Here is a 13056-nt window from a genome sequence, read left to right on the forward strand (position 1 = left end):
CGTGCCGCGCATGGCAAGAAGCCGCTGCCGGAGAAGGAGCGTCATCCGGTCGAGAAAGAGACCAAGGTCTCGCGGACCGATCCGGAAGCCGGCTACATGGTCCGCGAAGGCAAGCCGAAGGGTTTTTTCTACCTCGATCACCGTACTGTCGATGGCCGGCTCGGCATCATCACCGATACCTATGCGACACCCGCCAACGTGCACGACTCGATCGTTTATCTGGGGCGGCTCGATCGCCAGCGGCAACGCTTTGGCTTCGATGTCGCGGCGGTCGGATTGGACGCCGGCTATGCCACCTCCGGTATCGCCCAAGGCCTGGAACAGCGCCGCATCCTGGGCGTCACCGGCTATCGCCGGCCGACCCCGCCGCGCCCTGGCATGATGGCCAACAAGGCGTTTACCTACGAGGCGAACGTGGACGGCTACCGCTGCCCCCAGGGGCAATTGCTCGCGTACGCCACCACCGACCGCGCGGGCTATCGCCACTACAAGAGCGATCCGGCGATCTGCAAAGCCTGTCCGCTCCGGGCCGCCTGCACATCCAGCCGCACGGCGGTTCGCCTGATCACCCGTCATGTCTGGACCGAGGCGCGCGAACGCGTCGATGCGCACCGGCTCACGCCATGGGGCAAGCGCATCTACAAGCGCCGCAAGGAGACGGTCGAGCGCTCGTTCGCCGACGCCAAGCAACTCCATGGCCATCGCTATGCCCGCTTTCGTGGCCTGCTCGCGGTCACTTGCCAATGTCTGCTCGCCGCCGCCGCCCAGAACATCAAGAAAATAGCTCTCGCCCTGGCCCCACGGCCCATGCCGGCATGAGCCAACTTAAAACCAGCCACAAAACAAAAACCCCGCCGAAAAATCGACGGGGTTTGTCAACAGTCTGGGGCGGCCGAAAGGCCGCCCTTTTTTCTTGTGGTCGCGTGGAATACCCGTGCTCCCTCTCCCGCTTGCTTTGCGGGAGAGGTGCAACAACTCACGCCGTGAGATCGTAGCGATCGAGGTTCATCACCTTGGTCCAGGCCTTGGCGAAGTCCTTCACGAACTTCTCCTTGGAATCCGAGGTCGCATAGACCTCGGCGAAAGCGCGGAGCTGCGAGTGCGAGCCGAAGATCAGATCGGCGCGCGTGCCGGTCCACTTCACTGCATTGGTCTTGCGGTCGCGGCCCTCGTAAGAGCCATCAGCGACCGGCGCCCACGCCGTGCTCATGTCGAGCAAGTTGACGAAGTAGTCGTTCGAAAGCGTGCCCACCTTCGAGGTGAAGACGCCGTGCTTCGAACCGTTGGCGTTGGCGCCGAGCACGCGCAGACCGCCGACCAGAACAGTCAGTTCGGGACCGGTGAGCTTCAGAAGCTGCGCGCGATCGACCAGGGCTTCTTCCTCTCGGAGGAACTGGTGTTTCTTGCCGACATAGTTGCGGAAACCATCGGCCCGCGGCTCCAGCGGTGCGAAGGAGGCGGCATCGGTCTGCTCCTGCGACGCATCCATGCGACCCGGCGTGAAGCCAACCTTGACGTCGACGCCGGCATCCTTGGCGGCCTTCTCGACTGCGGCAGTGCCGCCGAGCACGATCAGGTCGGCGATCGAGACCTTCTTGGCACCTGAAGACGCGTTGAACTCCTTCTGGAGCGCTTCGAGCTTGGCGAGCACCTTGGAGAGCTGAGCCGGCTGGTTGACCTCCCAGTCCTTCTGCGGAGCAAGGCGGATGCGCGCGCCGTTGGCGCCGCCGCGCTTGTCCGAGCCGCGGAAGGTCGAGGCCGACGCCCAGGCGGTCGAGACCAGCTCGGACACCGAGAGACCCGAGGCCAGCACCTTGCTCTTCAGCGACGCGATGTCCTGGTCGCTGACCAGCTCGTGATTCACGGCCGGAATCGGATCCTGCCAGATCAGCGCCTCCTTCGGCACCAGCGGGCCGAGGTAGCGCTGGATCGGACCCATGTCGCGGTGGGTGAGCTTGAACCAGGCGCGGGCGAAGGCGTCCGCGAACTGAGCCGGATTCTCCAGGAAGCGGCGCGAGATCTTCTTATAGGCCGGATCGAAGCGCAGCGAGAGGTCGGTGGTCAGCATCGTCGGCCGGTGCTTCCTTGACTTGTCGAACGGATCCGGAATGATCGCGTCGGCGCCCTTCGCCACCCACTGGTTCGCACCGCCAGGGCTCTTCGTCAGCTCCCATTCGTACTTGAACAGGTTCTCGAAGAAGTTGTTGCTCCACTTCGTCGGCGTCGTGGTCCAGGTCACTTCGAGACCGCTGGTGATGGAATCACCGGCCATGCCCGATGCGTACTTGCTCTTCCAGCCGAGGCCCTGATCTTCCAGCGCGCCTGCTTCCGGCTCGGGACCGACCAGCGACGGATCGCCGGCGCCATGGGTCTTGCCGAAGGTGTGGCCGCCGGCGATCAGCGCGACGGTCTCCTCGTCGTTCATCGCCATGCGGAAGAAGGTCTCGCGGATGTCTTTCGCCGCGGCGATCGGATCCGGCTTGCCGTTGGGGCCTTCCGGGTTGACGTAGATGAGGCCCATTTGCACGGCGCCGAGCGGCTCGGCGAGCTGGCGTTCGCCGCTATAGCGCTCATCGCCCAGCCAGGTGCCTTCCGGTCCCCAATAGAGTTCTTCCGGCTCCCAGACGTCGGCGCGGCCGCCGGCGAAACCAAACGTCTTGAAGCCCATCGATTCCAGCGCGACGTTGCCGGCGAGCACCATCAGATCGGCCCAGGAAAGCTTGCGGCCGTATTTCTGCTTGATCGGCCAGAGCAGCCGGCGCGCCTTGTCGAGGTTGGCATTGTCAGGCCAACTGTTGAGCGGGGCGAAACGTTGCTGGCCGGCACCGGCGCCGCCGCGGCCGTCAGTGATGCGATAGGTGCCCGCGCTGTGCCAGGCCATGCGGATCATGAGACCGCCATAGTGACCGAAATCGGCGGGCCACCACTCCTGCGAATCCGTCATCAGAGCCGTCAGGTCCTTGATGACCGCATTCAGATCGAGCGACTTGAACTCCTTGGCATAATCGAAGTCCTTGCCCATCGGGTCGGACAGGTCCGAGTTCTTGTGCAGCATCTCGATGCTGAGATTGGTTGGCCACCAATCGCGGTTCGCCGGCACGCGTTTTCCACCCGAAAACGGGCACTTTGAAGTGTCGTCCATGAATACCTCCTCTGGTGGCGTCGAACTCGCGCCAGTGACCAGGTTGAACCACTCTAAGCGCCACCTTCCATCAGGGGAAGTTGACTTTAATGATCGCTGCGATAGGTTTTTCTGATGATCAATCTGACGCTGCGCCAGCTGCGCTATTTCGACGCATTGGCGCGCCATGGCCATTTCGGCCGCGCCGCGGAGGCCTGTTCCATCTCGCAGCCGGCGCTGTCGATGCAGATCAAGGAACTGGAGGAGGCGCTCGGTGGGCTGCTGCTGGAGCGCAGCGCACGCCAGGTCGCGCTGACCCGGTTCGGCGAGGAGCTCGCGCAGCGCGTCCGTGACATCCTGCGCTCGGTCGACGAGCTCGGCGATTTCGCCCGCGCTTCGCAAGACCGCTTCGCCGGGCGCTTGCGCATCGGCATGATCCCGACCATCGCGCCTTATCTTTTGCCCAAGATCACCAAGAATCTCACGCGCATGCATCCGGAACTCGACATCCGCGTGCGCGAGACGATGACGCCGCGGCTGATCCAGGAGCTCGTCGAAGGCCGGCTCGACACCGCCATCGTCGCGCTGCCGGTCTCCGAACCCTCGCTCACCGAGGTCGCCCTGTTCGAGGAGAAATTCCTGCTGGTGCGGCCGGGTACGGATGCGGGCACCCCGGTGCCGTCGCGCGAGATGATGCGCGAGATGCGGCTCCTTCTGCTCGAAGAGGGCCACTGTTTCCGCGACCAGGCGCTGTCGTTCTGCAATATGCAGTCAGCGCCGCCGCGCGAGATGCTTGATGCGAATTCGCTGTCGACGCTGGTGCAGATGGTCAGCGCCGGTATCGGCGTTACGCTGATTCCGGAGATGGCGGTGTCGGTGGAGACGCGATCGGCCTCTGTCTCGCTGTCGCGCTTTCGCGATCCCGAGCCGTCGCGCACCATCGGCATGGTCTGGCGCAAGACCAGTCCGCTGGCGCGGCAGCTGCTCCAGATCTCGGAGGTGGTGTGCCTGTCGGCCGGCAAGGTGCGCGCGCGGCAATCCCTGCGCAATCAGCGGCCCTGACTTCTGATGCCGCATCCCATCATCCGCCGCGCCCGCGCTGACGAATATGACGAGATCGCCCGCGTCTGGATGGAGAGCTGGGTGTCGACCGGGCTTGCCGAAGTGAGCAACTTCCTGCTGGCGAATCTGCGCGCACGCGTCAGGCGCGAGATCGAGGATGGCTGGTCCCTGTACGTCGCCGACGACAATGGCACGATCGCCGCGATGCTGGCGCTGCATCTGCCGAAGCTCCATCTCGACCAGCTCTTCGTCGCGCCCGCCTATCAGGGCCAATCGCTCGGGCGGCAATTGCTCGCCTTCACGCGGGCCCAGATGCCGGACGAGATCGAACTGCGCTGTGTGCGTGAGAACGAAAAAGCCTGGCGCTGGTACGAGCGCGAAGGCTTCGTGTTCGAGAGCGAAGAGATCTCCCCGGTCACGGGCTTCACGATGAGATGCTACCGGTGGAGACGAAAATGATCCGGCAGTCAGGCGGCGAAACGGCGCGACGCTGCTTGACCAGCAGCACGCGAGAATAGACAAATACGCGTTGTCCAACATGTCGTTCACGCCGCATGTCCCGCCCAGGCGTCGAGCGTTGCGAATGCGCGGCAACCACGCCATGATTGCGTGCTGTTCGCTTCCCCCCGGATGAAAGGTTCGCTCCCCCATGATCAAGCTCTATTGGTCACCGCGCTCGCGTTCGTTCTCGACACTCTGGCTGATGGAAGAGAGCGGCCTGCCCTATGAGCGCGTGCTGACCGATATTTCGACGGGCGCGCAGAAAGCACCGGACTATTTGAAGATCAATCCGATGGGCAAGGTGCCGGCGCTCAGCGACGGCGATGCCGCGCTCGGCGAAGCCGCAGCGATCTGTGCTTACATCGCCGACCGCTATCCCGAGACGAAGCTCGCGCCTGATGTGACCGACCCGCGGCGCGCACGCTATCTGCAATGGCTGTTCTTCTCGCCCAGCTGCATCGAGCCGGCGATCATCCAGATCTTCACCAAGATCGAAGTGCCGACCTCGACCGCGGCTTGGGGCAGCGCGACGCAGGTGTTCGACGTGCTGGAAGCGGCGCTCGAAAAGGGGCCGTGGATTCTCGGCGAGGAATTTTCCGCCGCCGACATCACGATCGGCTCCGGCCTGAATTTCGCGGTGCGCCTGTTCAAGATGGTCCCGTCGCGCCCGGCCTTCGACGCCTACATCGCGCGCTGCATGGCGCGGCCGGCGTTCCAGCGCGCGGAGAGGATTGCGGCAGGTTAGTCCGACGCCTTCAAATCGTCGGGCCTTGGCATCAGCACGATGTTGTAGCCGGAATCGACGTAATGGATCTCGCCGGTCACGCCGCCGGAGAGATCCGATAGCAGATACAGTGCCGAGCCGCCGAGTTCGTCGAGCGTGACGCCGCGGCGGAGCGGCGAATGCTTCTGCATGAACGCAAACATCGCGCGCGCCTCGCCGATGCCGGAGCCGGCGAGCGTGCGGATGGGGCCGGCGGAGATCGCGTTGACGCGGATGCCGCGCGGTCCAAAATCGGACGCGAGATAGCGCACCGAGGCTTCCAGCGCCGCCTTGGCCACGCCCATCACATTGTAGTTCGGCATCGATCGTTCGGAGGCGCCGAAGGTCAGCGTGATCATGCTGCCGCCGTCCGTCATCAGCTCGGCGGCGCGCTTTGCGACTTCCGTGAACGAGAAGCAGGAGATCACCATGGTGCGCGAAAAGTTTTCGCGGCTGGTGTCGGCGTAGCGGCCCTTCAGCTCGTTCTTGTCGGCAAAGCCGATCGCGTGGATGACGAAGTCGAGCTTGCCCCATTTTTCGCGGAGCATATCGAAGGTGGCATCGACGCTGGCGATGTCCTCGACGTCGCAAGGCAGCACCAGTTCGACGCCGAGAGACTCCGCGAGCGGTTTGACCCGCCTGCCGAGAGCCTCGCCCTGGAAGGTGAAGGCAAGCTCGGCGCCATGGGCATGCAGCGTCTTGGCCATGCCCCAGGCGATCGAATGATCATTGGCGATGCCCATGATCAGACCGCGCTTGCCTTTCATCAAACCTTCCATCTCGCGATCACCTTCCTCTGTCCGTCATGCCGGGCTTGTCCCGGGCATCCATGTTCTTCCGCAGCCGATAACAAAGACGTGGATGGCCGGGACAAGCCCGGCCATGACGAGACAATCATCGATACGCCCGCGAGGGCGTCACACATCCATCCGGCTGAATACCAGCGTGGCGTTGGTGCCGCCGAAACCGAACGAGTTCGACAGCACGGTGCCGATCTTGACGTTGTCGATGCGCTTGCGGACGATCGGCATGTCGGCAAACACGGGGTCGAGCTCATGGATGTGTGCGCTCTCGCAGACGAAGCCGTTGTTCATCATCAGCAGCGAGTAGATCGCCTCCTGTACGCCGGTCGCACCCAGCGAGTGCCCCGTCAGCGCCTTGGTCGCCGAGATCGGCGGGCACTTTTCGCCGACGCCAAAGACTTTCCGGATTGCCTCGATCTCCGGCGGATCGCCGGCCGGCGTCGAGGTCGCGTGCGGATTGATGTAATCGACCTTGGTCTTCACCGTCGACATCGCCATGCGCATGCAGCGCTCGGCGCCTTCGCCTGACGGCGCGACCATGTCGTAGCCGTCCGACGTTGCTCCGTAGCCGACGATCTCCCCGTAGATGCGCGCGCCGCGCGCCTTGGCGTGCTCGAGCTCTTCAAGCACGAGCACACCGGCACCGCCGGCGATGACGAAACCATCCCGGTTGAGATCATAGGGACGCGAAGCGGTGGCGGGGGTATCGTTGTACTTCGACGACATCGCGCCCATGGCGTCGAACAGCACGGACAGGGTCCAGTCCAATTCCTCGCAGCCGCCGGCAAAGACGACGTCCTGCTTGCCCCACTGGATGGTCTCGTAGGCATTGCCGATGCAATGGTTCGACGTCGCGCAGGCCGAGGAGATCGAGTAATTCACGCCCTTGATCTTGAACCAGGTCGCGAGCGTCGCCGACGCCGTGGACGACATCGCCTTTGGCACCGCAAACGGACCGACGCGTTTGGGTCCCTTGGTGCGCGTCGTGTCGGCGGCTTCGACGATGGTGCGGGCGGACGGACCGCCGGAACCCATGATGATGCCGGTGCGGATGTTGGAGACTTCCTCGGGCGAGAGACCGGAGTCCTGGATCGCCTGCTCCATCGCGACGTGATTCCACGCCGCGCCCTGACCGAGGAAGCGCATCGCGCGTCGGTCGACCACGGTAGATGGATCAAGCGTCGGCGCACCCTGCACCTGCGAACGGAAGCCGAGCTCGGCATATTTCTCCGCCCGCGAAATGCCCGACTTCGCCTCGTGAAGGCTCGCAAGCACTTCCTGGGTGTTGTTTCCGATCGACGAGACGATACCCATCCCGGTGACCACAACCCGCCTCATGACAGCCTCGCCTAAATCGTTGTCTTCTTCGTAATGCTCGATAACGCGCCTAGCCCAGGCTCGTGCCCTGCTTGAACAGGCCGACCTTCAGATCTTTGGCGCGATAAATAATCTGGTCATCGACCGAAAGCCATCCGTCGGCGATGCCGAGCACGAGCTTTGAACGCATCACGCGTTTGATATCGACGTTGTACACAACCTTGCGGGCCTCGGGCAGCACCTGGCCGCCGAACTTTAATTCGCTCAGACCAAGCGCTCGGCCGCGACCTTCGCCACCGATCCAGCCGAGATAAAAGCCGACCATTTGCCACAGCGCATCGAGGCCGAGGCAGCCGGGCATGACGGGATCGTTCTTGAAGTGGCAGCCGAAGAACCAGAGGTCCGGCTTAACGTCGAGCTCGGCGCGGACCAGTCCCTTGCCGAACTCGCCGCCGTTGTCGTTGATTTCGGTGATGCGATCGAACATCAGCATCGGCGGCAGCGGCAGCTGGGCATTGCCCGGGCCGAACATCTCGCCGCGGGCACATGCCAGCAGATCTTCGTATTCGTAACCGTTGCGCCTGTTCAGCATGCGGAAGCCTCTGTTCTAACCCCGATTGAGCGGCGTTTCTGGCAAAAATGGGCCCCGTTTCGTTCGGAAAGCAACGCCTTTGCTGTCGTCAGCAGGCGCGAATGCCGAGAGCCCGGAGGACTAGCGAACATGGACTTGCGACCCTGGCCTCAATGCCCGGCCGCACCACACCAGGCTAAGCGGAACCGGGCGCTCTCTAACACAGGCCTTTTCGGTGGCAAAGCGATCTCATGAAGGTAAAATGACGATGCTCGGGCCCGGTTCCCCTGCTAATTAGAACCGCTCTAGTTGCGAGAAACTTGCATCTGCATCTATCTGTCCATATACTGCAGGTAGATAGTGTCCACGCGTGCCCGAATTTTGGAAATGAGCGAGAACAACGCGCCCCGTCAACACGAAGACGTCCATGCGGCCCTTCTGTCCGGCCGCCAGCCGGCTCTGACCGGCTGCCCCTGGCACGACGTCAACGAGATGCTCCAGTCTGCCGGCCTGCGCCCGACGCGTCAGCGCATGGCGCTTGGCTGGCTGCTGTTCGGCAAGGGTGCACGCCACCTCACGGCTGAAATGCTCTACGAGGAAGCGACCCTGGCCAAGGTCCCGGTGTCGCTCGCGACCGTCTACAACACGCTGAATCAGCTCACCGACGCCGGCTTGCTGCGCCAGGTCAGTGTGGACGGCACCAAGACCTATTTCGATACCAACATCACCACCCACCACCACTATTATCTCGAGAACAGCCACGAGCTGGTCGACATCGAGGATCCGCATCTGGCGCTGTCCAAGATGCCGGAGGTGCCGGAGGGCTACGAAATCTCGCGCATCGACATGGTGGTGCGTCTGCGCAAGAAGCGCTGAGATCGATCCAAAATTGTTGAGTTGTCGTCATGGCCGGGCTTGTCCCGGCCATCCACGTTTTTGGGGCTTAGCGAAAAGCGCGCCGATGCCCGGGACAAGTCCGGGCATAACGATTCAAGCTACAGCTCGGGCTTCAGCCCGCGGGTCAGTTGACCTGCTCGTCGGCATAGACGCCCCAGAGGCGCTCCTGCTGGATCCAGCCATCAAAACCGTTGCCGGTGACGTGGCACCAGCTGGTCGTGCACTTTTTCACCTGCGTGACGACGCCGGCCTGGAGTTTCGCGGCGACCGCACTGTCCGCATCGGCGCGGTCATAGATCGGCGCGAGGTCGTCCTTGTGCTTCATGGTGACCACCGCAGTGCGGCGGCCCGATAGCAGCGAGTGGTAGACCCAGCCCTCGGCACCTTCGGAATCGCGCACCCGGCGCCAGTTCTCAAACTCGGCGGTGATTTCGACCGGCAGCCCGGCGCGGGTGTAGACCCAGGCCACGTCATTGTCCTTGGTCGGACCGGCGCGGACATTCACGTGGTCCGATTTCAGGCTGACATAGCGCGGTACCGGCAGGCCACTGGCAGTCTGCGGGGTGGTGTCCTTGGCCGAATGCGAGGGGCCGACCGAAGCGCTCCACCAGGTGCAAACGAGCGCCATCACCGAACAAAAACGCCCCAACGCCATTAACCCGTCTCCTGTCGAAGACCCGGCTGAACCGGGTCCTCACCCCAAATTCCAAAACCTTGCCGCGTCCCCTTTTCCCGCCCCACGCGGGTGTTCCCGAAGCACTAGCCCTGGTTCTTGTCTTGGCCCGGCCTTCTGCTAGAGAGGACGGACGCTTGAACAACCAGTTTGCCCCGATTTTCCGGCCGGAAAATGGGGGAAAGCTTGAAGGAAACGCCGGGGACGACACGGCAACGCCAGTGTCGAACAACCGGGTTAATGAGGCCTCAACGGCCGGCCTTTGGCGACAAAGGCGGCCTGCAACGCCTCATGAGGGCAGGACATGTCGGTGAAGAAAAAGCCCCTCGTCGTCGTGACGCGCAAGCTGCCGGACTCGATCGAGACCCGGATGCGCGAACTGTTCGACGCGCGCATCAATCTCGACGACACGCCGATGTCGACCGACCAGCTTGCAGAAGCCGCGCGCACTGCCGACATCCTGGTTCCGACGGTCACCGACAACATCAGCGCCGACATCGTCAACCAGCCCGACTGCAAGCTGCGCCTGATCGCGAATTTCGGTAACGGCGTCGACAATATCGACGTTGCGGCCGCGCATGCCCGCGGCATCACCGTCACGAACACGCCGAAGGTGCTGACCGAAGACACCGCCGACATGACCATGGCGCTGATCCTGGCCGTGCCGCGCCGAATGATCGAAGGCGCCTCGGTGCTGACCGAAGGAAAACCCTGGGCGGGCTGGTCGCCGACCTGGATGCTCGGTCACCGCATCGGGGGAAAACGCCTCGGCATCATCGGCATGGGCCGCATCGGTCAGGCGGTTGCGCGCCGCGCCCGCGCCTTCGGCCTGCAGATCCACTACCACAACCGCCGTCCCGTCGCGCCTGTCATCGCCGAAGAGCTCGGCGCAACCTATTGGGAAAGCCTCGACCAGATGCTGGCACGGATGGACATCATCTCAGTGAACTGCCCGCACACGCCGGCCACCTATCATCTGCTGTCGGCGCGGCGGCTGAAGCTGATCCGCAAGGACGCCTACATCGTCAACACCGCGCGCGGCGAGGTGATCGACGAGGACACGCTGATCAAGCTGATCGAAGGCGGCGAGATCGCCGGTGCCGGCCTCGACGTCTACGAGCACGAGCCCGCGGTCAATCCGAAGCTGGTGCGGCTTGCGAAAGCCGGCAAGGTGACGCTGATGCCGCATATGGGCTCGGCCACGATCGAGGGCCGCGTCGAGATGGGCGAGAAGGTGATCATCAACATCCGCACCTTTCTCGACGCGCACAAGCCGCCGGATCGGGTGCTGCCGAGCATGCTCTAAAGGTTACGTGCTGCGCATCTCGCGCTTGCGCCAATCTGCGACGAAATCGATGAACGCGCGCAGCGCGGGCGGCACCTGGCGCCGGCTGGGATAGTACAGGAAGGGGCCCGGGAACGGCTCGCACCAATCTTCCATCAGACTGACCAGCGCGCCGGACTTCACGGCCTCACCGACATAGCCATCGATCGTGGCCCAGATGCCCACGCCATCGAGTGCGGCACGCATGGCAAGCTCCATATTGGTCGAGATAAGCTTTGCGGGTGGATCGACCTTCACGACCTGGCCGCGCTTCTCGAACTCCCAATCATGCATGACCCCACTCGAGTAGCGGGCGCGGATGCAATCATGATCGAGTAGGTCTTTCGGATGCTTCGGCCTGCCGCGCCGCGCGATGTAACCGGGCGAGGCGACAACGATGTAACTCTGCGGGCCACTTAGCGAGATCGCCACCATGTCCTGCGCAAGATGCTCGCCATAACGCACGCCGGCGTCAAAGCCGGCGCCGACGATGTCGACGAGGCCGCTCTCGGAGACGAGATCGAGATCGACCTGTGGATGGGCCTGCAGAAACGGACCAACCATCGGCGCCAGCACGAGGTCCACAGCAGGCGGCGGCGCGTTGATGCGCAGCCGGCCCGAGGCGACCTCGCGCAGGCCCCGCACCTGATCCAGCGCATCGCCGACGTCGCGCAGCGCGGGAGCCACCCGCGACAGCAGGAGCTCGCCGGCCTCCGTGAGCGCGACGCTGCGGGTGGTGCGGTTCATCAGGCGGACGCCGAGGCGCTCTTCCAGCTCGCGCAGCCGCTGGCTAAGGCTCGACACCGACACGCGGATTTCCGCCGCCGCACGGCGGAAATTGCGGGTGCGGGCAACCGCCACGAAGACATCGAGATCGCGCAGGTCGGGATCGGCCATTGTTCGATAATCTGAACAAGCTATTCCGAATTGTCCAGCTTATCGGCGCAATCCGAAGATCGCATATCTGCCCTCGTCACGCGGCGCCATCAGCCGCCTTTTCGAGGAGAGCCATCAATGGAACAGCGCAAACTCGGTTCAACCGGTCCGACCGTCTCCAGCCTCGGTCTCGGCTGCATGGCGATGTCGGACGCCTATGGCCCGGCCGATCGCGGCGAGAGCATCGCCACGGTGCACGCGGCGCTCGATGCCGGCATCACCCTGCTCGACACCGGCGATTTCTACACCATGGGTCACAATGAAATGCTGCTGCGCGAGGCGTTGAAGGACGTCCGGCGCGACAAGGTGCAGCTCAGCGTCAAGTTCGGAGCGCTGCGCGGCTCCGCCGGTGAATTCAACGGCATGGACTGCCGGCCGGCCGCGATGAAGAATTTCCTTGCTTATTCACTGCAGCGTCTCGGTACCGATTACATCGACATCTACCGTCCGGCTCGTCTCGATCCCAGTGTGCCGATCGAGGAGACCATCGGGGCCATCGCTGAGATGGTGAAGGCAGGCTATGTCAGGCATATTGGTCTGTCGGAAGTCGGCTCCGACACCATCCGCCGTGCCCATGCCGTGCATCCGATCGCCGACCTCCAGATCGAATATTCGCTGATCGAGCGTGGCATCGAGCGCGACATCCTGAAGACCTGTCGCGAACTCGGCATCGCCATCACCGCCTATGGCGTGCTGGCGCGCGGGCTCATCAGCGGTCATTGGTCGAAGACCTCCGGCACATCAGGCAGGGACTACCGGTTGATGACGCCGCGCTTCCAGGGCGAGAACCTCGATGCCAATCTCGCACTGGCGGAGCAATTGCGCGCCATCGCCGGAGAGATCGGCGCGACGCCGGCGCAGGTCGCGATTGCCTGGGTGGCCGCGCAGGGCGACGAGATCGTGCCGCTGGTCGGCGCCAAGACTCGCAACCGCCTCGCCGAAGCGCTCGGTGCCACCGATGTGAGGCTGACGCCGGCGCATCTGGCCGTGCTGGCAAAGACCTTCCCGCCCAATGTCGCCGCCGGCACGCGCTACGCCGCCGAACAGATGGCGCATCTCGACAGCGAGAAGCTCGCGACGAGATAGCG

Annotated in this window: 13 protein-coding genes; 7 read left to right on the forward strand and 6 right to left on the reverse strand. The window is 63.6% G+C overall.

Annotated elements, in window-relative coordinates; genetic code table 11:
- Positions 1-819, forward strand: an 819-nt coding sequence (locus tag XH88_RS00275) for an IS1182 family transposase (RefSeq protein ID WP_271613434.1), incomplete at its 5' end; no start/stop codon positions are given.
- A gap of 157 nt (positions 820-976) precedes the next feature.
- Here XH88_RS00275 and katG read toward each other — a convergent pair.
- Positions 977-3142, reverse strand: coding sequence for a catalase/peroxidase HPI (gene katG, locus XH88_RS00280; protein WP_271613435.1), 2166 nt, complete (start codon positions 3140-3142; stop codon positions 977-979).
- Between the two features lie 114 nt (positions 3143-3256).
- Here katG and XH88_RS00285 point away from each other — a divergent pair, with 114 nt between their 5' ends.
- From XH88_RS00285 to XH88_RS00295, 3 genes are all read left to right on the forward strand, one after another.
- Positions 3257-4183 (forward strand): hydrogen peroxide-inducible genes activator, encoded by a 927-nt coding sequence (locus tag XH88_RS00285; RefSeq protein ID WP_271613436.1) that lies wholly within the window; start codon positions 3257-3259, stop codon positions 4181-4183.
- Positions 4184-4189: 6 nt separating this feature from the next.
- On the forward strand, positions 4190-4642 hold the full coding sequence (locus XH88_RS00290; RefSeq protein ID WP_271613437.1) for a GNAT family N-acetyltransferase: 453 nt from the start codon (positions 4190-4192) through the stop codon (positions 4640-4642).
- A gap of 190 nt (positions 4643-4832) precedes the next feature.
- On the forward strand, positions 4833-5429 hold the full coding sequence (locus XH88_RS00295; protein WP_271613438.1) for a glutathione S-transferase family protein: 597 nt from the start codon (positions 4833-4835) through the stop codon (positions 5427-5429).
- On the opposite strand, the gene fabI is transcribed toward XH88_RS00295, so the two are convergent.
- From fabI to fabA, 3 genes are all read right to left on the reverse strand, one after another.
- Positions 5426-6226, reverse strand: coding sequence for an enoyl-ACP reductase FabI (gene fabI / locus XH88_RS00300; RefSeq protein WP_271613439.1), 801 nt, complete (start codon positions 6224-6226; stop codon positions 5426-5428). The genes XH88_RS00295 and fabI overlap by 4 nt on opposite strands.
- Before the next feature lie 138 nt (positions 6227-6364).
- Positions 6365-7588 carry a beta-ketoacyl-ACP synthase I gene (gene fabB / locus XH88_RS00305; RefSeq protein WP_271613440.1) on the reverse strand — a complete coding sequence of 408 codons (1224 nt, stop codon included), beginning with the start codon at positions 7586-7588 and terminating at the stop codon, positions 6365-6367.
- A 49-nt stretch (positions 7589-7637) separates the two neighbouring features.
- Positions 7638-8159 carry a 3-hydroxyacyl-[acyl-carrier-protein] dehydratase FabA gene (gene fabA, locus XH88_RS00310; RefSeq protein ID WP_271613441.1) on the reverse strand — a complete coding sequence of 174 codons (522 nt, stop codon included), beginning with the start codon at positions 8157-8159 and terminating at the stop codon, positions 7638-7640.
- 366 nt (positions 8160-8525) lie between these two features.
- Here fabA and irrA point away from each other — a divergent pair, with 366 nt between their 5' ends.
- Positions 8526-9014 carry an iron response transcriptional regulator IrrA gene (irrA, locus tag XH88_RS00315; protein WP_271613442.1) on the forward strand — a complete coding sequence of 163 codons (489 nt, stop codon included), beginning with the start codon at positions 8526-8528 and terminating at the stop codon, positions 9012-9014.
- Between the two features lie 145 nt (positions 9015-9159).
- Here irrA and XH88_RS00320 read toward each other — a convergent pair whose 3' ends face one another.
- Positions 9160-9690 carry an SH3 domain-containing protein gene (locus XH88_RS00320; protein WP_271613443.1) on the reverse strand — a complete coding sequence of 177 codons (531 nt, stop codon included), beginning with the start codon at positions 9688-9690 and terminating at the stop codon, positions 9160-9162.
- Positions 9691-10012: 322 nt separating this feature from the next.
- Here XH88_RS00320 and XH88_RS00325 point away from each other — a divergent pair, with 322 nt between their 5' ends.
- Positions 10013-11014: a 2-hydroxyacid dehydrogenase gene (locus XH88_RS00325; RefSeq protein WP_271613444.1), complete on the forward strand. Its 1002-nt coding sequence runs from the start codon at positions 10013-10015 to the stop codon at positions 11012-11014.
- Between the two features lie 3 nt (positions 11015-11017).
- Here the strand turns inward: XH88_RS00325 and XH88_RS00330 are convergent, their stop codons facing one another.
- Positions 11018-11929, reverse strand: coding sequence for a LysR family transcriptional regulator (locus tag XH88_RS00330; RefSeq protein WP_271613445.1), 912 nt, complete (start codon positions 11927-11929; stop codon positions 11018-11020).
- Positions 11930-12046: 117 nt separating this feature from the next.
- On the opposite strand from XH88_RS00330, the gene XH88_RS00335 reads away from it, so the two are divergent.
- Complete coding sequence (locus XH88_RS00335; RefSeq protein ID WP_271613446.1) at positions 12047-13054, forward strand: aldo/keto reductase; 1008 nt, start codon at positions 12047-12049, stop codon at positions 13052-13054.
- Positions 13055-13056: the final 2 nt, after the last annotated feature.

The organism is Bradyrhizobium sp. CCBAU 51627, from assembly GCF_028128765.1.
Classification (GTDB): Bacteria; Pseudomonadota; Alphaproteobacteria; order Rhizobiales; family Xanthobacteraceae; genus Bradyrhizobium.

What these genes read in the sequence shown, in the direction of transcription:
- katG (WP_271613435.1), bottom strand. Translation starts at nt 3,142, where the DNA reads ATGGACGACACTTCAAAGTGCCCGTTTTCGGGTGGAAAACGCGTGCCG.
- XH88_RS00285 (WP_271613436.1), top strand. Translation starts at nt 3,257, where the DNA reads ATGATCAATCTGACGCTGCGCCAGCTGCGCTATTTCGACGCATTGGCG.
- XH88_RS00290 (WP_271613437.1), top strand. Translation starts at nt 4,190, where the DNA reads ATGCCGCATCCCATCATCCGCCGCGCCCGCGCTGACGAATATGACGAG.
- XH88_RS00295 (WP_271613438.1), top strand. Translation starts at nt 4,833, where the DNA reads ATGATCAAGCTCTATTGGTCACCGCGCTCGCGTTCGTTCTCGACACTC.
- fabI (WP_271613439.1), bottom strand. Translation starts at nt 6,226, where the DNA reads ATGGAAGGTTTGATGAAAGGCAAGCGCGGTCTGATCATGGGCATCGCC.
- fabB (WP_271613440.1), bottom strand. Translation starts at nt 7,588, where the DNA reads ATGAGGCGGGTTGTGGTCACCGGGATGGGTATCGTCTCGTCGATCGGA.
- fabA (WP_271613441.1), bottom strand. Translation starts at nt 8,159, where the DNA reads ATGCTGAACAGGCGCAACGGTTACGAATACGAAGATCTGCTGGCATGT.
- irrA (WP_271613442.1), top strand. Translation starts at nt 8,526, where the DNA reads ATGAGCGAGAACAACGCGCCCCGTCAACACGAAGACGTCCATGCGGCC.
- XH88_RS00320 (WP_271613443.1), bottom strand. Translation starts at nt 9,690, where the DNA reads ATGGCGTTGGGGCGTTTTTGTTCGGTGATGGCGCTCGTTTGCACCTGG.
- XH88_RS00325 (WP_271613444.1), top strand. Translation starts at nt 10,013, where the DNA reads ATGTCGGTGAAGAAAAAGCCCCTCGTCGTCGTGACGCGCAAGCTGCCG.
- XH88_RS00330 (WP_271613445.1), bottom strand. Translation starts at nt 11,929, where the DNA reads ATGGCCGATCCCGACCTGCGCGATCTCGATGTCTTCGTGGCGGTTGCC.
- XH88_RS00335 (WP_271613446.1), top strand. Translation starts at nt 12,047, where the DNA reads ATGGAACAGCGCAAACTCGGTTCAACCGGTCCGACCGTCTCCAGCCTC.